Origin of the sequence: Phycicoccus sp. Soil802, assembly GCF_001429605.1 — a bacterium.
Lineage (GTDB): Bacteria > Actinomycetota > Actinomycetes > Actinomycetales > Dermatophilaceae > Pedococcus.
Window position 1 is genome coordinate 254,664 of sequence record NZ_LMSS01000001.1, and the last position, 19,943, is coordinate 274,606.

Consider the following 19,943-nt stretch of genomic DNA (forward strand, 5'->3'; position numbering starts at 1 on the left):
CGCTTTGGTGGAGCACCAGCAGCCGGACCGCGGGCACGCTGGAGGGGCCTGAAGGAGGTGCTCATGTCATTGGCCACGAGCGCAGTTGCGGCGCTGCTTCCAGTCGCGGACATCGATCGCGCCAAGAGTTTCTACGACCGGCTCGACCTGCCGTACCTCGGGACGAACGACGAAGGCAGTCTCAGGTACCAGCTCAGCGGTGGCGCGATGCTGATGCTGCTGCCCCGTGAGGCCGGCACGCAGAACCCCAGCACGGCGCTGACCTGGGAGGTCGACGACGTGGTCGCCGAGGTCGCCGACCTCGAGGGTCGGGGGATCGTCTTCGAGGACTACGACCTGCCCGACCTGAAGACCGTCGACCACATCGCCGAGATGGGTGGCGAGAAGGCGGCGTGGTTCAAGGACCCCGACGGCAACGTCCTGTGCGTCCACCAGGTGGCCAGCGGCTAGGTCTCTGCGACTTCGGTATGCCGGGCCCCACCCTCTGGGGCGCGGCACGACTCCGTGCGGGGTCCGGGATGGCGGGTGGCGGGTTGCGGGTCGCGGGTCGCTCAGGCGACCTCGATGGCGTGCCCGCCGGTGACCCGCAGGAGCTCCTCGTAGGTCGTGCGGAAGACGGTGTGGCTGTGCCCCGCGGCGGCCCACACGTGGCGGTAACGGCTGAGCGAGACGTCGACGAGGGTGCGGACCGGGACGGCGTGGCCGACCGGCGCCACGCCACCGATGGTGAACCCGGTGGTCGCCAGGACGAAGTCGGCGTCGGCGCGGTCGAGGTGGTCGATGTCGTCGACGAGCTCGGCGACCTTGACCAGGTCGACCTTGTGCGCGCCCGAGGTGAGGATGAGCACCGGGCTGATGCTCTGGTCGGGGGCATGGGCGCGGAAGATGAGGGAGTTGGCGATCTCGGCCGGGGTGATGCCCAGGGCGGCGGCCGCGGCAGCCGCGGTGCGGGCGGCGTCGGGAAGGCTGACGACCTGCGGGACGACGTGGTGCCGGGCGAGCGTGTCGAGCACCCGGCGCACGGCGGGGTGTGCGGTCAGGTCGGGTGACGAGGCCACCGTGTCGGGGGCCGACGTCGGTCCCTCGGGTGCTGTCATGTCCCCAAAGTAGGGGCGTGGGGGAGTCGCTGTCACCACTGTTCCCGAAGGGGTTGACGGGCTGTCCGTGGCGGGGTGTACGGTTCTTCTTATCGAACACTTGTTCGAACTCGTGGTCCACCCGATGACGATCGGTCACCGGTGGAGCGCGGCGGCTCCGGCCCGGTGATCAGGCGCCTCGACCCCGCCCGTCACAGGGCCGGAGCCACCACCTGAGTGCGCCGTCGCGCCTGCCCTCGACGGTGCTGCGCCATGCCCGGTTCCATGCCCGGTTCCACCCTGCCCGATCCCTGCCCATCTCATCCGCACCAGACCGTGAAGGAGCATCCCGTGGTTCGCCGCTACGAAGAGACCATCGAGGTCCGCGAGGGGGTTCGCGACGAGCTCGCCCCCGACGTCCTGGGGGCTGCCGGTGTCGGGGCGGCTGGAGGTGTCCGGGACGGGGGAGCACGCGAGCCCGAGGCCTTTGTCTGGCGTGGCCGGCTCTACGTCGTGCGGGCCGTGCTCGACCGCTGGCAGGAACGCCGCCCGTGGTGGCGCGACGCCCGGGAGCGGGACGGTGGTAGCGACGTGCTCACCGATGCCCGCGAGCGGCAGGTCTGGCGGGTCGAGGCGAGTGCCGGCCGCCTCTGCGGGGTAGGGGTCTACGACCTGGGTGCCGACCACGGCGACCAGTGGCGGCTGCTGAGGGTCGCGGACTGATGGGGAACGAGCTCATGGCCACCGGGTCCTCCACCGGGTCCTCCACCGGGTCCTCCACCGGGTCCTCCACCGGGTCCTCCACCGGGGCGGCTGCCACGCTCGACCTGCTCGACCGGGCGCGGCACTCGCTGCTCGAGGCCTGCCAGAGCCAGGAGGTCACCCGGCGCTACGACCAGGCCCAGCTCGGGGCGCTGCGGGCCGCTGCCGCCGTGGTCGCCACCCGCACCTCCAGTCGTCCACCCACGGGTCAGTCGGGTCCGCGCAGCCTGTGGGAGCTGCTGCCCACGGTCGCCCCGGAGCTCTCCGAGTGGGCGGGTTTCTTCGAGGTGGTCGGCGCCCGCCGCCACCACGGGCACAGCGCGCGGGAGGCCGATGACGTGCTGCGCCAGTCCGAGCTCTTCCTCGACCTCGTCTGCCACACCCTCGGTCTGCCGGTGACCATGTCGGCCCAGGACCACCTGCTGGTGCCCACGGCCGCTACCGGCGCGAGGGCGGCGCCATGAGCACCGAGTTCGCCCACCTGCACGTCGCGTCGGGGTTCTCGATGCGCTACGGCACGGCGCCACCCGAAGCCCTGGTCGAGCGCGCCGCCCAGCACCGCCAGCCGATCCTCGCCCTCACCGACCGTGACGGTCTCTACGGCGCGGTCCGGTTCGTCCAGGCGGCCACCGCGGCCGGGATCGCCCCCGTCCTCGGCGTCGACCTCGCAGTGGGACCGGACGCGGCACACCCCGGCGCACCAGGAGCCCGCCCCACTCCCACGCCCACCGCTCCAGCCCGGACGCCGGTCCGCGGTGGTGCCGAGCGCGACGCGCGGCACCCACGGGTCACCGTCCTCGCGCGGGGGCGGGCCGCCGGGGTGCCCGCCGGGGTGGGTTGGGCGGCGTTGTGCCGGCTGGTCACCCAGACCCACCTGCGGGGGGAGCGCGGGGTGCCGGTGAGCTCCGTCGCGGTGCTCGCCGGCGCGTGCGGGGGGCCGGCGGGAGGACCGGGGGAGCAGGGCAGGGGGGAGCAGGGCAGGGGAGCAGCAGGAGCCGCCGGTGGGGGAGCGCCCAGCCCGCTCGTGGTGCTGCTCGGACCCGACTCCGACGTGGGTCGCGCGCTGCTGGCGCGGCGCACCGACCGGGCGCGCGAGCTGCTGAGCGCCTGGCGGCGCTGGCTGCCCCCCGACGCCCTCGTCATCGAGGTGGTCTGCCACGGGGGCCCCGAGGGCACGCCCGCCTCGCGCAGCCATGCCCGGCGACTGCTCGGGCTCGCCGACGAGCAGGGCGTCCCGGCGGTGCTCACCGCCGCGGTGCGCCACGTCGACCCGGGGGAGTCGGCGGTCGTCGACGTGCTCGACGCCGCCCGGCGGTTGGTCGCCCTCGACACCCGGCACCTCGACCGGGTCACCGACGCAGCCCACCTCGCAGGCACCGACCCGATGCACGCCATCGCCCGCGAGGTTGCCGGTGGCGACCGGGCGCGCGCCGACGCCCTGGTCGCCCGCACCCTGGCCCTCGGGCTCGGGTGCGCCCAGAGCGCCCGCCATGACCTCGGCATCGGCTCGATCCACCTGCCCGAGCCCGAGCGACTGGGGGTGGAGCCGGGCATGAGCGCCCAGGTCATCCTCGAGCAACGGTGTCGCGCGGCGGTGGCCTGGCGCTACCCCGGCGCCAGCGAGCACGAGCTGGTGGCCATCGAGAGCCGACTCGGCGACGAGCTCAAGGTGATCGCCGAGCTCGGCTACCCGACCTACTTCCTCACCGTCGCCCAGGTCGTCGACCTGATCCGGGAGATGGGCGTCCGCGTTGCCGCCCGCGGGTCCGGTGCCGGGTCGCTGGTCAACTACCTGCTCGGCATCAGCGGGGTCGACCCGATCCGCTACCACCTGCTGATGGAGCGGTTCTGCTCCCCGCTGCGGGCCGAGCTGCCCGACATCGACATCGACGTCGAGTCGGCCCGACGCACCGAGGTGTACGAACGGATCCTCGACCGGTTCGGCGGTGAACGGGTCACGTGCGTCTCGATGATGGACACCTACAAGGTCCGCCACGCCATCCGCGACGTCGGGTCGGCCCTCGGGCTGCCACCGGTGGAGATCGACGAGATCGCCAAGGCGTTCCCCCACATCCGGGCCCGGGACGCCCGCAACGCCATCGCCGAGCTGCCCGAGCTGCGGGCCCGGGGTCTGGACAGCCCACGACTGCGCGCCCTGTTCGACCTCGTCGAGCGGCTCGACGGGCTGCCCCGCCACATCGCGCTGCACCCGTGCGGGGTGATCCTGTCCGACGGCAGCCTGCTCGACCGCACCCCGGTCGAGGCGAGCTGGCTGGGCTTCCCGATGAGCCAGTTCGACAAGGACGACGTCGAGACGCTCGGGCTGCTCAAGCTCGACGTCCTCGGCATCCGCATGCAGTCGGCGATGGCGCACGCCGTGGCCGAGGTCGCCCGGGTCGACGGGGTGCAGGTCGACCTCGACGACCAGGCGCAGGTGCCGCTCGACGACGAGGCGACCTTCCGGCTGATCCGCACCAGCCACACCCTCGGCTGCTTCCAGATCGAGAGCCCCGGGCAGCGCGAGCTGATCGGCAAGTTCGGCCCGGAGCGGTTCGAGGACCTCGTCATCGACATCTCGCTGTTCCGACCCGGCCCGGTGAAGTCCGACATGATCACGCCGTTCCTCGAGGCCCGGCACGGGTGGAAGGAGGTCAGCTACCTGCACCCCACGCTCATCGAGGCGCTGCGCGAGACCGAGGGGGTCGTCGTCTTCCACGAGCAGGTGCTGATGATCGTCGCCGAGACCACCGGGGTGTCGCTGGCCCAGGCCGACGAGGTCCGCCGCGCCCTCGGCACCCCCAAGGGCCAGCGCGAGATCGAGGCCTGGTGGCGGCCCGCGGCGCGGGCGCGAGGCTATGCCCCGGCCGACGTCGACCGGATCTGGGAGGTGCTCAAGGCGTTCGCGTCGTTCGGGTTCTGCAAGGCGCACGCCGCGGCCTTCGCACTGCCCACCTACCACTCGGCGTGGCTCAAGACCCACCACGCCGCCGCGTTCCTCGCCGGGGTGCTCACCCACGACCCGGGCATGTACCCCAAGCGGCTCATCCTCGACGACGCCCGGAGCCTGGGCATCGCGGTGCTCGGGCTCGACGTCAACGTCTCCACCGAGAGCTACCGCATCGAGCGCCTGGGCGAGGACACCGATGACACCGAAGGCACCGAAGGCACCGATCACACCGATGGCATTGCTGGCGTTGCTGGCCCAGACCCGTCCGGGTTCGTGCCAGCGCATCCCGACCTGCCCGATGCCAGCAACTACGGCATCCGGCTGTCCCTGGCCGACGTGCGGGGGATCAACGACGCGGAGGTGGCCCGCATCGTGGCGGGCCAGCCCTACGCCGGGTTGGCCGACTTCTGGCACCGGGCCCACGTCTCGCGCCCGGTCGCCGAGCGCCTCGTCCTCGCCGGCGGGTTCGACAGCCTCTACGGCATGCGGGTCGAGTCCGCCGGGATCGGTGCCGGGGGGCTCGGGCGCCGGGGTCGCACCACCCGACGCGACCTACTGCTCCACGTCGCCGAGCTCGACCGCTACGGACGAGCACTCGACCGTTCCGCGAAGCGGGCCGCCCCACGACGGGGCAGGGCGTCCAGCGCTGCCCCGTCGGACCAGGCGCTCGAGACCGGCCAGGTGCGGGCCAGGGCGGCCGCGCAGTCCCAGGGCGCCCTGCCGGTCCGCGCGGCCGACCAGCAGCCGACCCAGCTCGCGCTCGACCTCGGCGACCGACCCGAGCTCACCAGCGGCACCGGCCTGCCCGAGCTGTCCGGTCCCGAACGCATCCGCGCCGAGCTCGACATCCTCGGCCTCGACGCCAGCGCCCACGTCGTCGCCTTCTACGCGCCGATGCTCGATGCCCTGGGGGTGACCCGCAGCCGTGACCTGCTGCGGGCGCGCAGCCGGTCGACCGTGTGGGCGTGCGGGGTGAAGGTGGCCACCCAGACACCGCCGATCCGGACCGGCCGCAGGGTGGTCTTCCTGACCCTCGACGACTCCACCGGTCCGGTCGACGCGACCTTCTTCGAGGACGTCCAGGGCCCGTATGCCGCCACGGTGTTCCACTCGTGGATGCTGCTCGTGCGGGGAGTGGTGCGACGCACCGGGCCCCGGGGCGTCTCACTGCGGGCGACGGGTGCCTGGGAGCTCACGCCGTTGTGGGAGGCGTGGCTGCGTGGTGGCCTCGAGGCGGTGTATGCCGCGATGGAGGCGACCGAGCGCGCCGCCACCGAGCAGGCGGAAGCGTTGGAGGCAGCCCACCAGAACCAGGTGGGCGCGGGCCGGCGGGTGCTCGTCCACGCCTCGGGGTTCCGCCAGTCGCCCTACGCCGACACCCGTCCTCCGGGAGAGGACGTGCGGGGTTCGCACCGGCTGGGCCAGGGAGTGGTGGTGCCCGACGGCCGGGAGGCGGAGCAGTTCAGCCCGCCCCGCAAGCTCTGGCACTCCAGCCCAGGAAGCTCGGGTCACTGAGCCGTGACCGTGCCAGCACTCCAGCCGCATGATCCGCGAAGCTCGGGTCTCTGAGCCGTGACCGTGCCAGCACTCCAGCCGCATGATCCGCGAAGCTCGGGTCWCTGAGACGTGACCGTGCCAGCACTCCAGCCGCATGATCCGCGAAGCTCAGGCCATTAGGCTGGCCGAAGCACCATCAGACCCAGCACAGGAGGTGGCCGTCGTGGCCGAAGAGCAGTGGCGGCACCGGCGCGGCGGCGTCGAGACAGCCCTGCGCACCTCGGCGGTCTGGTCCTCGGTGCGCAGCCTCATCGAGCGGCGGCAGGGCGAGCTCGGCCGCCCCCTGCGGGTCCTGGACCTCGGTGGCGGCACCGGAGGACTCGCGGTCCCGCTCGCCGAGCTCGGCCACCAGGTGACCGTCGTCGACCCCAGCCCGGACGCCCTGGCCTCGCTCTCGCGGCGCAGCGCCGAGCGGGGGGTCGCCGACCGGGTCACCGCCCTGCAGGGCGATGCCGACTCCCTCGCCGGCTTCGTGGGCGACCAGCAGGTCGACCTGGTCTGCTGCCACGGCACGCTCGAGGTCGTCGACGACCCCGAAGCCACCCTCGTGGCGCTGGCCGGCGTGCTCGCCCCCGGCGGCTACCTCAGCCTGGTGGCGGCAGGGCGGCTCGCCGCGGTCCTCGCCAGGGCCCTGGCCGGCCAGTTCGCCCAGGCGCACACCGCGCTGACCTCGGCGGACGGCCGATGGGGCGGCGCCGACCCGCTGCCGCGCCGGTTCGACGCCGCAGCCCTCCGCACCCTGGTCGAGCAGACCGGGCTGGTCGTGGAGGACGTGCACGGGGTGCGCGTGTTCAGCGACCTCGTCCCGTCGGCCCTGATCGACTCCGACGCCGACCGCGTCGCCCTGCTCGAGCTCGAGGAGGCCGCCACCGGCCACCCGGACTTCGGCTTCCTCGGACAGCTCGGCGCCGCGGTACACGTCCTCGCCCGACGCTGACGGCGTCCGGGTGCTGACCACGAGGCCACCGAGATGAGCCGGCGCCAGTACGCGCTTCCCCAGCGCGGCGACGAACACCCCCCGGACGACACCGGGTGCACCGTGCTGCACGTCGACATGGACGCCTTCTACGCCTCGGCCTCCCTGCTGAGTCGTCCCGAGCTGGTCGGCACCCCCGTCATCATCGGTGGCGGTGGCAACCGCGGGGTGGTGCTGTCCGCGACCTACGAGGCCCGCACGTTCGGCGTCGCCTCCGCCATGCCGATGGCGCGCGCCCGACGGCTGTGCCCCACCGCGACGGTCGTGGCGCCCGACCACGCCCTCTACAGCGCGATCTCCGCGGCCGTGATGGCGACCTTCGAGACCATCACCCCGGTGGTCGAGCCGCTGTCCCTCGACGAGGCCTTCCTCGACGTGTCCGGGGCGATCCGCCGGCTCGGCAACCCGGCCAGGATCGGCCAGCTGATCCGCGACACCATCCACGACGAGCAGGGCATCACCTGCTCGGTCGGGGTCGCGCCCACCAAGTTCGTGGCGAAGCTCGCTTCCGGCCTGGCCAAGCCCGACGGGATGGTCGTGGTGCCCCGCGACGAGGTGGTGACCTTCGTGCAGCAGCTGCCCGTGGGAGCGCTGTGGGGGGTGGGTGACAAGACGGAGGAGGCCCTCCTGAGGCTCGGCCTGCACACCGTGGCCGACATCGCCCACACCCCCGTCGACACGCTGCGCCGGGCCCTGGGCGAGAGCGCCGGCCCGCACCTGCACGACCTGTCCTGGGGCCGGGACCCCCGCCACGTCGAGGTCCAGCGTCGCGAGCGCAGCATCGGCTCGGACGAGACGTTCGAGTTCGATGTCGACGACCCGGCCTACATCCACCGGCAGCTGCTCAAGCTCAGCGACCGCACGGCGGCCCGGGTGCGCTCGGCCGGGATGCTGGGGCGGACCGTCACGATCAGGGTGCGGTTCTCCGACTTCACCACCATCACCCGCAGCCGCACGTTGCGTGACCCCACCGACGTCAGTCGCGAGATCTTCGACACGGCCAAGGGGCTCTACGACGCGTTGGGGCTGCAGCGGGCCAGGATCCGCCTCGTGGGAGTGCGGATGGAGGGCCTCGTGGAGAGCGAGGGCGCGCCGATCCAGGGCACCCTCGACGAGCCCGACCACGGGTGGCGAGACGCCGACCGCGCGGTCGACCGGGCCAGCGCCCGGTTCGGTGCGGGGAGCGTCCGCCCGGCCAGCCTGATCAGCGACCGGGAACGCGACCGGCGTCGGGGCCGGCAGGGTGGAGCCGAATCCGGGGCGGGCCAGACCTCCACCTGAGAACGGGTAGTGCAACACCGCGCGGCGACATATCCTGAAGAGGTCAGCGGAAGGCCACTGACCGGCAACGATGCTCTCGACAGGCAACGATTCGGTGGCTCGACGCGTTAGTTGGGTGCACGCCGAACGTCCAGGAGGTCACCGTGCCGCTCTCTGAGCACGAACAGCAGCTGCTTGAGCAGATGGAGCAGGCGCTGTATGCCGAGGACCCCAAGTTCGCCTCGCAGATGCAGGGGGCCGGTGCCCGCGCCTCGGCCCGACGACGGATGGCCGTCGGCGTCGTGGGTGTCGTGGCCGGTCTGGCCCTCGTCCTCGTCGGCGTGAACACCACGATGTGGATCGGCGCGATCGGGTTCGCCGTGATGGTGAGCGCCGTCGCTTTCGCGCTCACGCCGCCGCGGCGCAAGACCGCCCTCGGCACGGTCCAGCCGGACGGCACCGTCCGGCGCTCCACCCCCGGCAAGTCGCCGAGCAAGCCCAAGTCCTCCAGGTCCGGCGGGTCGTTCATGAACCGCATGGAGGAGCGTTGGGACAAGCGCCGGGACGACGGCTACTGATCGCGCAGGTCAGCCGCGGCTGAGCAGCACGCCCACGACCCAGGTCACGGCGATGGCCAGCGCGGCCAAGAGCTCGATGCCCATCGACAGGAAGACCGCCTTCAGCGCGGCCTTGGTCGAGGCCCAGGCGGCCGACCGGTCCTGCGAGTGGCCCAGCTCGACCAGGAAGATCCCGCCGACGAACCCGACGGCCGCCCCCACGACGGGGATCACGAAGAAGCCGACGACGGCGAGCAGCACGGCCAGGACCAGGGTCGACCGGCGGACGCCCGCCTCGCGCATCCGGCGACCGGGCACGGCATACTGCAGCGCCAGCCCGGCCAGGTAGAGCGCGGCGCACACGCCGAAGACCGACCACCCGAGGGTGGTCTGGGTGTCGAACGCCCACACGAACACGCCGGCCAGGCATAACAGCAGGCCGGGGATGACGGGAATGACGATCCCCACCATCCCGATCACGATCAGGACGGCGGGGACCCAGAGGGTGGCCTCCATCAGGAGGTCCGCAGTCGCGTTCTACCGCTCCTCGAGCGGAGCCACGGTGGGAGTCTCGTTGAGGCGCTCGGTCTCGTCGACGATGTCAGCGTACTCGCGCAGCTTCGGCAGGTGCTCGCGTCCGTGGTGGGCGCAGAACAGCAGCTCGCCCCCAGCGTGAAGGCGAGCGCGCACGTAGGCCTGGGCGCCGCAGCGGTCGCAGCGGTCGGCCGCGGTCATAGAGGGTGCCAGTGCAGTGGTCACGTCAGCCTTCCTTTCGTAACGCCCGGAGGCGCGTTGTCTCTATGAGACGAGGTACCCCGGACTTCGGTTGATACACCGGGGAAGTAACTTTTCCCGATGGCCCGTCCGGTGCCGTGTCCAACAGTCAAGCACGCCACGTTCTTCCCGGTCGGTATTGGGTCGTCATGTGGGCCATCTCATGTCGCATCGGGTGATTCGTAGATCGGGCGTCCGGTGGATGGGAAAACCGGCCGCGCAGTGGGTGGGGCCGGTGTGCCGCGTGCCTGCGCGGCGACGGGGGAGCGGCGAGATAGCGTGGGGACACCCCTGTGCGCGCATGTGTGAGCACGCAGGAGTCGCCGGAACCCACCACAGGAGCACAGCACCGTTGGCCACCGCCACCACCGCCAAGAAGGCCGCGACCACCAAGTCGACGTCGGACTACAGCGCGCACCACCTGCAGGTCCTCGAGGGCCTCGAGGCGGTCCGCAAGCGTCCCGGCATGTACATCGGGTCCACCGACGGTCGCGGACTCATGCACTGCCTCTGGGAGATCATCGACAACGCGGTCGACGAGGCCCTGGCCGGGGTGTGCGACCACATCGAGGTCGTCCTCTACCGCGACGGGTCGGTCGAGGTGCGCGACAACGGCCGCGGCATCCCGGTCGACATCGAGCCGCGCACCGGCCTCACCGGTGTCGAGGTGGTCTTCACCAAGCTGCACGCGGGTGGCAAGTTCGGCGGTGGCTCCTACACCGCTTCCGGTGGCCTGCACGGTGTCGGGGCGTCCGTGGTCAACGCGGTCTCGGCCCGGCTCGACGTGGAGGTCGACCGCGGGGGCAACACCTACGCGATGAGCTTCCGCCGGGGCGAGCCCGGCTACTTCCCCGACGTCGCCACCGACGACAAGGCGCCGGACCACGAGTTCACCCCCTACGAGCGCTCCAGCGAGCTCGCTGTGGTCGGCAAGACCAAGCGAGGGGTCACCGGCAGCCGGATCCGCTACTGGGCCGACGAGCAGATCTTCCTCAAGGACGCCGAGTTCGACTACGACGGGCTGATCGCCCGCGCCCGCCAGACGTCCTTCCTCATCCCCGGACTGACCCTGGTCATCCGCGACGAGCGACGCAAGCCGGGCACGGCGGGGGAGACGGCCACCCACGTCGAGACCCTCGTCCACGACGGTGGCATCTCGGAGTTCGCCGAGTTCCTCGCTCCCGACGCAGCCGTGACCGACGTCTGGCGCCTCCAGGGCACTGGCACCTTCACCGAGACCGTGCCCGTCCTCGACGCCAACGGCCACATGTCGCCGACCGCCGTCGAGCGGGAGTGTGCGGTCGACGTGGCGGTGCGCTGGGGCACCGGCTACGACGCCAAGGTCAGCTCGTTCGTCAACATCATCGCCACGCCCAAGGGCGGCACCCACCTGGCCGGCTTCGAGCAGGCGCTGCTCAAGGTGTTCCGCAAGCAGCTCGAGGTCAACAGCCGACGGCTCAAGGTCGGCAGCGACAAGCCCGAGAAGGACGACGTCCTCGCCGGCCTGACGGCGGTGGTCACGGTGCGGCTCGCCGAGCCGCAGTTCGAGGGCCAGACCAAGGAGGTCCTGGGCACCAACGCGGTGCGGGCGATCGTGGCCAAGGTGGTCGAGCAGGAGCTGACCGCGCGGATCACCTCCACCAAACGTGGCGAGAAGGCCCAGGCCGCGCTGCTGCTCGAGAAGGTCGTCTCGGAGATGAAGTCGCGGATCAGCGCGCGACTGCACAAGGAGACCCAGCGTCGCAAGAACGCGCTGGAGACCAGCAGCTTGCCCGCCAAGCTCGCCGACTGCCGGTCCACCGACGTCGAGCGGTCCGAGCTGTTCATCGTCGAGGGCGACAGCGCCCTCGGGACCGCGAAGCTGGCGCGCTCGAGCGACTACCAGGCGCTCCTGCCGATCCGCGGCAAGATCCTCAACGTCCAGAAGGCCTCGGTCTCGGACATGCTCAAGAACGCCGAGTGCGCCGCCATCATCCAGGTGATCGGCGCCGGCTCCGGGCGGTCCTTCGACCTCGACGTCGCGCGCTACGGCAAGGTCATCATCATGACGGACGCCGACGTGGACGGCGCCCACATCCGGACGCTCCTGCTCACCCTGTTCTTCCGCTACATGCGTCCCCTCGTCGAGGCCGGGAGGGTGTATGCCGCCGTGCCCCCCTTGCACCGCATCGAGGTCGTCAACCCCGGGTCGAAGAAGAACGAGCTGATCTACACCTACTCCGAGAAGGAGATGCGCACGACGGTCGCCTCCCTCGGCAAGCGCGGCAAGAACATCAAGCAGCCGTTGCAGCGCTACAAGGGCCTGGGGGAGATGGACGCCGACCAGCTGGCCGAGACCACGATGGACCCCCGGCACCGCACGCTGCGCAAGGTGACCCTGCGCGACGCCGAGGCGGCCGAGCGGGTCTTCGAGCTGCTCATGGGCAACGACGTCGCGCCCCGCAAGGACTTCATCGTCGACTCCGCAGCCGGTCTCGACCGCGAGCGCATCGACGCCTGACTGGCTGGTCCGCGGCTGCAGCCCTCTCGAGAGCGAAGCGCAAGGCACCTCGAGCCCGCGGCATATGGGGCGTTTGTCGTTGCCGTGCCGCAGGTTCTACGCCACTGTGGGGGTCTGCAGGAGCCGTGAAGGGCGGCCCCCGCGACCGAGAGTGGGTACGCCATGAGTGCGACGGCAGAAGTCGAGCGGTCAGAGGAGCACACCGAGCTCAAGCGGGTGATGGGCACCAAGCTCCTGTTGCTCTTCATCGTCGGCGACATCCTCGGGACCGGCGTCTACGCGCTGACCGGCACGGTGGCCAAGGAGGTGGGTGGAGCCGCGTGGGCGCCCTTCGTGGTCGCCTTCGTGGTGGCGATCATGACCGCCTTCTCCTACCTGGAGCTCGTCACCAAGTACCCGCAGGCCGCCGGCGCCGCGCTGTACACCCACAAGGCGTTCGGCATCCACTTCGTCACCTTCATCGTCTGCTTCACCGTGATGTGCTCGGGCATCACCTCGGCGTCCACCGCGTCCCGGGCGTTCGCGTCGAACATGCTCAAGGGGTTCGGGGGTGACAGCAAGAACACCACCCTCATCCTCATCGGGGCGCTCGGCTTCATGACCCTGGTCGCGCTGGTCAACCTGCGTGGTGTCGGCGAGAGCGTCAAGGCCAACGTCGTGCTCACACTGGTCGAGCTCTCCGGTCTGCTGCTCGTCATCATGGTCGGCTTCTACGCGCTCTTCGCCGGCAAGACCGACTTCAGCCGCACCATGGTCTTCGACAGCCCCAGCGACAAGAGCGCGTTCTTCGCGGTGACGGCTGCGACCTCGCTCGCCTTCTTCGCGATGGTGGGCTTCGAGGACTCCGTCAACATGGCCGAGGAGACCAAGGACCCGGTCCGGATCTTCCCGAGGATGATGTTGACCGGGCTCGGCATCACCGGGGTCATCTACATCCTGGTCTCCCTGTTCGCGGTCGCGATCGTGCCGGTCGGGCTGCTCGGCGAGAGCGAGACCCCGCTGGTCAAGGTCGTCGAGACCGCGGCGCCCGGGATCCCGATCGAGAAGCTGCTGCCGTTCATCTCGATGTTCGCGGTGGCAAACTCGGCGCTGATCAACATGCTGATGGCGAGCCGGCTGCTCTACGGCATGGCCAAGCAGGAGGTGCTGCCGCCCTTCCTCGGCAAGGTGCACCCGAAGCGTCGGACCCCGTGGGCGGCGATCCTGTTCACGACGGTGCTGGCCTTCGGCCTCATCTTCTTCGTGTCCAGGGCCAGTGCGGACGCGACGGCGGTCCTCGGAGGCACGACGGCCCTGCTCCTGCTCGGGGTCTTCACCATCGTCAACATCTGCGTGCTCGTGCTGCGCAAGGACACCGTCGACAGTGACCACTTCGTGACGCCCACCGTGATCCCGATCATCGCCGGGTTCTGCTGCGCGTTCCTCGTCACGCCCCTCACTGGACGCGACGGTGAGCAGTACGTCGTGGCGGGCTGGCTACTGGTCCTGGGGGTCGTGCTCTGGGCGATCACGTGGTTCGCCAACCGCGCACTGCGCTCCAAGAAGACCTACCTGCGTGACCCGGAGTCGCTGTCAGAGCGCGAGGGCGGCGTCAACTAGGGCGCGCTCAGACGCCCGCCGCTGCCGGCGACCGTCGTTGGCCGGCTGGTCGCGGCGCGGCGGTGGACCCACGCACGATCAGCTCGACGTCGAGGACCTCGTCCACCACGGTGTCCCCGGTGCGACCGCGCAGGGCGTCGAGCATCATCTGCCCGGCCCGGCGGCCCTGGGCCTCCACGTCCTGGCGTACCGTCGTGAGGTCGAAGATCTCCGAGTGGACGTGGTCGTCGATCCCGATGACCGACATGTCCTCGGGCACCCGCAGGCCGTGCCGGCGCGCGGCGCTCAGCACGCCGAAGGCCATCTCGTCGGAGGCTGCCACGACACACGTGGGGATGCGTGCGCGCGCGAACAGCCGGTTGGCGTGCTCGGCGGCGCCCGCGGCGGTCCAGTCGCACTCGAGGGTCCACTCCGGGGGACAGACCAACCCGTGGTCGGACAGCACCGTGGCAAAGGCCTCGCGCCGGTCGAACGGCGTCTGCAGGTGGGTGATCGAGGCCGGCACGGTGCCGGCGTAACCGATGTCGCGGTGGCCCAGGTCGATCGCGTAGCGCGTGGCCAGCGCCATGGCCGCCCGGTCGTCGATCCGGACCGACGGCCAGCCGGGCTGGCGGTTGCCGACGGTCACGACCGGCATACCGAGGCGGTCCAGGACCGAGCGCTCGGCCGGCACCGGTGGCACGTTGAGGATGATCGCGCCGTCGGCGCGCTTCCAGAGCATCGTCTGGGTGATCGGCAGCCGGGTGTCGAAGGTGTGACCCTCGAGGTCGCAGAGCAGGACGTGGAAGCCCTCCTCGCGCAGGACCTTCTCGATGCCGCTGACGACCGTGGCGAAGAACCACCGGTTGAAGTACGGGGTGATGACACCCACGCCCCGGGTGCGTCCAGAGACGAGGCTGGTCGCGGCGGGCGAGGCGACGTAGTGCAGCTCGGTGGCCGCGGCCAGGACCCGGTCGCGGGTGCGCGGGCTGACCCGGTCCACCCCGCGCAGGGCGCGGGACACGGTAGCCACGGACACACCCGCGGCCCTGGCCACGTCGCCGATGGTGGTCATCGCGCACCCCCACTCGAGGTCTAGACGCCGGTGTTGCGTCGCAGCCGCCAGACGAACCAGAGGGCGGCCAGGAGGACCGCGAGGAGCACGGCAGACGCTGCCGCCGACTCCCCGCGGACCTCCAGCACCACCGTCTGGACGACGGCCATGAACGCGAAGAACCCGATGATTCCGAGCAGCATGTCCAGCCGCTGGGCCCTCGCCCGTTGGCCACCCGTGCCGCTCCCTGGGTTGAAGATTCCCATGGGTGCTGGGGGCTTCGGCTGTCGCCTAGCCCTTCACACCTCCCGCCGTGAGGCCGGAGACGATGGCCCGCTGGAAGATGAGCACCATGATGATGAGCGGCACGGTGACGATGGTCCCGGCTGCCATGACCGCGGTGTAGGGCTCCTGGTGGGGCTGGGCCCCGGTGAAGTTCGCGATCGCGACCGTGACGGTCTGGGTCGACTTGGTCGAGAACTGGGCGGCCAACAGGAACTCGTTCCAGCTGGAGATGAACGCCAGGATGGCCGTGGTGAACAGACCGGGTGCCGCGAGCGGCAGCATGATCTTGCGGAACGCCTGGCCGGGGGTGCACCCGTCGATGCGGGCGGACTCCTCGAGCTCCCAGGGCATCTCGGACAGGAACGCCGTCAACGTGTAGATCGTCAGCGGCAGGGCGAACGAGATGTTGGGGATGATCAGCGCCTGGTAGTTGGCGCCGGTCAGCCAGCCGAAGTTGGAGAACATCTGGAACAGCGGGGAGACCAGGGCGACGCCCGGGAACATCGAGGCCCCGAGGATGACGCCCAGCACGGCGTACTTGCCCGGGAAGTCGAGCCGGGCCAGCGCGTAGGACGCAAACACTCCGACGAGCAGGGCGACCGCCGTCGTGAGGACGCCGATGATGACGGAGTGCACCAAGGCGGCACCGAAGTGGTTGCCGCGATCGGTGGAGAACGCCGTCGTGAAGTTGTCCAACGTCACGTGGGTCGGCCAGGGGGTGGTGTCGAAGGTGTAGCCCACGTCGCGGAAGGCCGTGACCACCATCCAGTAGAACGGGGCCAGCCCCCAGATGACCAGGGCAGCCAGACCGAGGTACATCCGGATCTTGGCATTGCGGTCGCTCTTGAAGTGGATCTCCTGCGCCTCGGTGCGACCACTCGTCGGAGTGGCCGTGGTCGTCGCGGTTGTCATCTCAGGCTCCCGGGGTGGTTGCGTTGGCGGCGACCGGGTTTCCGGGCGCGGCGGCCGGTTCCTTCTTCTTGCTCTTGGGTGGTCGTTGGACGACGTCTGCGCCACCGAACTTGATGAACAAGAACGCGGTGAACGCGATCAGCAGGAAGACGATCGTGGACAGCGCCGAGGCGCTGTGGAAGCCGCTCCGGATCTGTTTGATGACCAGCATCGACAGCGAGGTGGTGCCACCACCTCCGTTGGTGAGGATCGCCGGCAGGTCGTAGATGCGCAGCACGTCGAGGGTGCGGAAGAGCACCGCGACCATGAGCGGGACCTTGACCAGCGGGAGGGTGATCTTGGTGAAGGTCTGCCACTTCGTGGCGCCGTCGATCTGGGCCGCCTCGTAGACGTCGCCGGGCACCAGCTGGAGGCCGGCGAGGATGAGCAGCGCCATGAACGGCGTGGTCTTCCAGACGTCGGCGATGATGATGGCGAACTTGGCAGCCCAGGGGTCGCTCGTCCAGAGCTGGGGGTTGACTCCCACGGTGCTGAGCAACCTGTTCGCGATGCCGTCGAAGGCGAAGATGAAGAGCCAGAGCTTGGCCGTCACGGCGGTGGGGATGGCCCACGGCACGAGGATGGCGGCGCGGACCAGGCCGCGGCCCTTGAAGTCGCGGTTCATGATCATGGCGAACCACATGCCGAGGATGACCTCGATGAAGACGCTGACGACGGTGAAGAAGAGCGTCACCCAGAGGGCGTCGTAGAACTGGGCGCCGAGGGTACCGGGCGGGCAGTCCACCTCGCCACACTTCTGGAGGAGCCAGTGTGTGTAGTTGGAGATCCCTGCGTTGCCGCCCTCCACGAACAGCCCGGTGGCCGGGTCGAGCCCGGCGTCCTTCTGGAAGGACAGCTGGATCGCCTTGAACAGCGGATAGATGATGATCACGGCCAGGAAGAGCATGGTGGGCGCCACGAGCATGAGGCCCAGGCGACCCTGGCCTGCGTTCAGGCCCTTGCTCTTCTTCGGCTTCGTGTCAGTCGGTCGCGGTGGTGCGGATGTGGCTGCGCTCATGCCTGCTCCTAGCCCGGGAGGTGCGTCTCAGGGTGGGTCGAGATGGGGGTCGAGTCGAGCTTCGACCGAGGATGCGAACGGCAGGGTTCCTGCAGGTGTGGGGGTGACCCCGGGGGGGCCACCCCCACACCTTGGGATGTTGCGTCAGACCGGTCAGCCGCCGGCTGCCGCCATGGCGGACTGCATGTCCTTCACCGCGGCCTCAGGTGACTTCTGGCCCTGGATAGCGGCGTAGAAGTTGTCCTGGATGGCCTGGGTCACCTGCGGGTAGAACGGGGTGACGGGACGGGAGACCGCGTTGGCGATGGACTCCTTGAGCACCGGGAGGTACGGGTACTTCTTGACCAGTGCCTCGTCGGTGTAGATGGACTCGATGACCGGGGCCAGCGAACCCTTCTCCATGTTGGTCTTCTGCTGCTCGGGGCTGGTGAGGAACTTCAGGAAGTCCAGGGCGGTTGCCTTGTACTTCGAGTAGGCGCTGATGGCCGCCATGTGGCCACCGAGCGTCGACGTGCCGGGGCCGCTCACGCCCGGGAGCGGGGCGACGGCGAACTTGCCCTTGACCTTGGACGACTTGTCCGTGGAGGCCAGGTTGTAGACGTAGGGCCAGTTGCGCAGGAACAGCAGCTTGCCGTCCTGGAAGGCCGCACGGCTCTGCTCCTCCTGGTAGGTGATCGCCTGCTTCGGGATGTCGCCGCTCTTGTAGTGGTCGGCGAGGGCCTTGAGGCCGGCAGCCGCCTCGGGGGAGTCGACGGTGGGCTTGCCCGCGTCGTCGACGACCTTGGCGCCGTAGGCGTTCATCCACTCGGTGGCGTTACACGTGCCGCCCTCGTACTTGGCGAACTGGCCTGCGAAGCAGTCCATGCCGTTCTGCTTGGCGATGGAGCACATGCCCCACATCTCGTCGATGGTCTTCGGCGGGGTCTTCACCAGGTCGGTGCGGTAGTAGAGCATCGCGCCGTCCGAGGAGGTCGGTGCAGCAAACAGCGTCTTGTTGTAGGTCGCGGCCTTGACTGTCGGCTCGAGGAACCCGGTCGTCGGCAGCGCCATCTTGTCCTTGAGCGGGGTCAGCCAGCCCTTGGCGGCGAACTCCGCTGTCCAGACGACGTCGACGGAGACGACGTCGTAGCTCGGGTCCTTGGCCTGGAAGTGCTGCACGAGGTCGTCGTGCTGCTGGTCGGCCTGGTCGGACTGCTCCTTGACGGTCACCTTCTCGTTCGGGTGGGAGGAGTTCCACTTCTCGGCCATGGGGCCGAGCAGACCGCTGTTGTCCTTGCCCTGGACGTAGGTGATCGGGCCTCGGGCTGCAGCGCCGGAGTCAGCCGTGCTGCCCGTGCCGCCGTCATCGCCGCCACAGGCCGCGGCAACGAGCGCCACGGCCACAGCTCCGGCCATCACCGTGAGGGTGCGCCGCTTGTGCATTCGAAGGGCCATACGCCCGCCTCCATCTTCTCGCGTTGCGCTGGGGCGGACTGCCCTCAGCGCTGAGGTGAACCGAGTTCATGTAAACGTTTACGCTCCGTCGCCGCAATCCGAAGATGCATGCGTTCCGGTAACGATTGGGTAACTGGCAGGTGATCCACGCGTAACGAGTCGGAGTTGTCCCGATCCGTCAGCCGACCAGGTGCCCGACCCAGTCCGCCACGTGGACGGCCGCCTTGCCGCACGACTCGGGGAGGTACTCGTGCGCGCGGCGTTCGAGCGCGACGACCCACACGCGACCGTCCTTGTGCCGCACCACATACGAGCCACCGACGTCGTCCGCGCCGTCGCCCACGTCGTCCGCGCCGTCGCCCACGTCGTCCGCGCCGTCGTCCACGCCGGCCGTCGCGTCCCCGGCGCTGAGCGCGGTCAGGTCGGTGATCCCCGCATGGTGCCGGACGAACGACTCCGCGGCCTGGTGGGGACCGGACAGGGGGCTGCGCCCGCGGTCGTGTAGCGGTCCGAGGACCGATCGAGGCAGGTGGCCGGCGCCGGCCGCGGTCAGGACCTCGGCACATGCCGCGGCGTCGAGCCTGGCCAGCGTGGCGCCGTGCGGGAGCAGCACACCGGTCGGGGCGAACCGGTGTCCGCCCGTGTGCGACGCCTCCCACACCCTTCCCGGGTGCTGGGCGAACGACTCCAGGGCGACGGGGCGGCCGCGCACGGCGCAGCAGACGTCGCGGCGTCCGTTGGTGCACAGCAGGAGGATCGGCTCGGCCGGAGCGGCGCCCGGCGCCGTGGCCAGGACGGCCGTGCGGTCGCCGCTCGCGAGCGCGTCGAGGTCGAGGTCGAGCAGCGTTGCCGGGTCCGTGACCGACAGCTGCAGGAGCCAGGGCGCCTCACCCGCCCAGGCGAGGTATGCCGTGTGGCCGGCGTCGTGGGCGTCGTCGGCGTGGCGGCCGGGCCGGCGAATCAGTGAGAGTCGACCGCCCCGCGCGGAACACGCCTGGGACAGCGAGCGTCCTACTGCCGCAGGCAGATGCGACTCGGTCGCCGCATCCCGACCCCACGGCCCGGACTGCTCGAGCGCGATGAAGAAGCTGGCTCGAGCGGCCGTGCCGTAGGCGCTGACGTCGGCGCGGTCGAAGCCCACCGAGCAGGCGTCCGGCGCCGGGGTCGCGTGGGAGACAGGGCGCGCCGGACCGGTCGACGTCACGACCGCGCCG

At 70.5% G+C, this 19,943-nt stretch carries 18 protein-coding genes; 9 read left to right on the forward strand and 9 right to left on the reverse strand.

Annotated features, from left to right (window positions below; genetic code table 11):
• The first annotated feature begins 63 nt into the window (after positions 1 to 63).
• Positions 64 to 450, forward strand: coding sequence for a VOC family protein (locus tag ASG91_RS01145; RefSeq protein ID WP_056920778.1), 387 nt, complete (start codon positions 64 to 66; stop codon positions 448 to 450).
• Positions 451 to 551: 101 nt separating this feature from the next.
• Here ASG91_RS01145 and ASG91_RS01150 read toward each other — a convergent pair whose 3' ends face one another.
• The gene (locus ASG91_RS01150) at positions 552 to 1,097 is read right to left on the reverse strand and encodes a YbaK/EbsC family protein (RefSeq protein ID WP_082593812.1); all 546 of its coding nucleotides are present in this window, start codon (positions 1,095 to 1,097) and stop codon (positions 552 to 554) included.
• 330 nt (positions 1,098 to 1,427) lie between these two features.
• On the opposite strand from ASG91_RS01150, the gene ASG91_RS01155 reads away from it, so the two are divergent.
• The 6 genes from ASG91_RS01155 (at position 1,428) to ASG91_RS01180 (ending at position 9,156) form a co-directional block, all read left to right on the forward strand.
• Complete coding sequence (locus ASG91_RS01155; protein WP_235545302.1) at positions 1,428 to 1,799, forward strand: DUF6504 family protein; 372 nt, start codon at positions 1,428 to 1,430, stop codon at positions 1,797 to 1,799.
• Positions 1,799 to 2,302 (forward strand): SAV_6107 family HEPN domain-containing protein, encoded by a 504-nt coding sequence (locus tag ASG91_RS01160; protein ID WP_235545304.1) that lies wholly within the window; start codon positions 1,799 to 1,801, stop codon positions 2,300 to 2,302. The genes ASG91_RS01155 and ASG91_RS01160 overlap by 1 nt, the downstream gene beginning before the upstream one ends.
• Positions 2,299 to 6,300 carry a DNA polymerase III subunit alpha gene (locus ASG91_RS01165; RefSeq protein WP_056920779.1) on the forward strand — a complete coding sequence of 1,334 codons (4,002 nt, stop codon included), beginning with the start codon at positions 2,299 to 2,301 and terminating at the stop codon, positions 6,298 to 6,300. The genes ASG91_RS01160 and ASG91_RS01165 overlap by 4 nt, the downstream gene beginning before the upstream one ends.
• Before the next feature lie 205 nt (positions 6,301 to 6,505).
• Positions 6,506 to 7,279, forward strand: a complete 774-nt coding sequence (locus tag ASG91_RS01170) for a methyltransferase domain-containing protein (RefSeq protein ID WP_056921208.1) — start codon at positions 6,506 to 6,508, stop codon at positions 7,277 to 7,279.
• A 33-nt stretch (positions 7,280 to 7,312) separates the two neighbouring features.
• Positions 7,313 to 8,599: a DNA polymerase IV gene (dinB, locus tag ASG91_RS01175; protein WP_056920780.1), complete on the forward strand. Its 1,287-nt coding sequence runs from the start codon at positions 7,313 to 7,315 to the stop codon at positions 8,597 to 8,599.
• Between the two features lie 143 nt (positions 8,600 to 8,742).
• Positions 8,743 to 9,156 (forward strand): DUF3040 domain-containing protein, encoded by a 414-nt coding sequence (locus ASG91_RS01180; protein ID WP_056920781.1) that lies wholly within the window; start codon positions 8,743 to 8,745, stop codon positions 9,154 to 9,156.
• A 9-nt stretch (positions 9,157 to 9,165) separates the two neighbouring features.
• Here the strand turns inward: ASG91_RS01180 and ASG91_RS01185 are convergent, their stop codons facing one another.
• Positions 9,166 to 9,651 carry a DUF456 domain-containing protein gene (locus tag ASG91_RS01185; protein WP_056920782.1) on the reverse strand — a complete coding sequence of 162 codons (486 nt, stop codon included), beginning with the start codon at positions 9,649 to 9,651 and terminating at the stop codon, positions 9,166 to 9,168.
• A gap of 21 nt (positions 9,652 to 9,672) precedes the next feature.
• Complete coding sequence (locus ASG91_RS01190; protein WP_056920783.1) at positions 9,673 to 9,894, reverse strand: hypothetical protein; 222 nt, start codon at positions 9,892 to 9,894, stop codon at positions 9,673 to 9,675.
• Between the two features lie 316 nt (positions 9,895 to 10,210).
• Here ASG91_RS01190 and ASG91_RS01195 point away from each other — a divergent pair, with 316 nt between their 5' ends.
• Entirely contained in the window at positions 10,211 to 12,409 is a 2,199-nt protein-coding gene (locus ASG91_RS01195) for a DNA topoisomerase IV subunit B (protein ID WP_082593814.1), read from the forward strand.
• A 162-nt stretch (positions 12,410 to 12,571) separates the two neighbouring features.
• Positions 12,572 to 14,008 carry an APC family permease gene (locus ASG91_RS01200; protein ID WP_056920785.1) on the forward strand — a complete coding sequence of 479 codons (1,437 nt, stop codon included), beginning with the start codon at positions 12,572 to 12,574 and terminating at the stop codon, positions 14,006 to 14,008.
• Between the two features lie 7 nt (positions 14,009 to 14,015).
• Here the strand turns inward: ASG91_RS01200 and ASG91_RS01205 are convergent, their stop codons facing one another.
• The 6 genes from ASG91_RS01205 to ASG91_RS01225 all read right to left on the reverse strand — a co-directional run bounded on the left by ASG91_RS01205 (position 14,016) and on the right by ASG91_RS01225 (position 19,933).
• A complete protein-coding gene (locus ASG91_RS01205) occupies positions 14,016 to 15,062 on the reverse strand; it encodes a LacI family DNA-binding transcriptional regulator (protein WP_056920786.1) in 1,047 nt (348 codons plus the stop codon).
• Between the two features lie 20 nt (positions 15,063 to 15,082).
• Entirely contained in the window at positions 15,083 to 15,244 is a 162-nt protein-coding gene (locus ASG91_RS20480) for a hypothetical protein (protein WP_200961195.1), read from the reverse strand.
• 88 nt (positions 15,245 to 15,332) lie between these two features.
• A complete protein-coding gene (locus ASG91_RS01210) occupies positions 15,333 to 16,238 on the reverse strand; it encodes a carbohydrate ABC transporter permease (protein ID WP_056920787.1) in 906 nt (301 codons plus the stop codon).
• A 1-nt stretch (position 16,239) separates the two neighbouring features.
• Positions 16,240 to 17,295, reverse strand: a complete 1,056-nt coding sequence (locus tag ASG91_RS01215; RefSeq protein WP_056920788.1) for a carbohydrate ABC transporter permease — start codon at positions 17,293 to 17,295, stop codon at positions 16,240 to 16,242.
• A gap of 153 nt (positions 17,296 to 17,448) precedes the next feature.
• Positions 17,449 to 18,717, reverse strand: coding sequence for an ABC transporter substrate-binding protein (locus ASG91_RS01220; RefSeq protein WP_056920789.1), 1,269 nt, complete (start codon positions 18,715 to 18,717; stop codon positions 17,449 to 17,451).
• A 190-nt stretch (positions 18,718 to 18,907) separates the two neighbouring features.
• Positions 18,908 to 19,933 carry a sucrase ferredoxin gene (locus ASG91_RS01225; protein WP_157605910.1) on the reverse strand — a complete coding sequence of 342 codons (1,026 nt, stop codon included), beginning with the start codon at positions 19,931 to 19,933 and terminating at the stop codon, positions 18,908 to 18,910.
• Between the last annotated feature and the right edge of the window lie 10 nt (positions 19,934 to 19,943).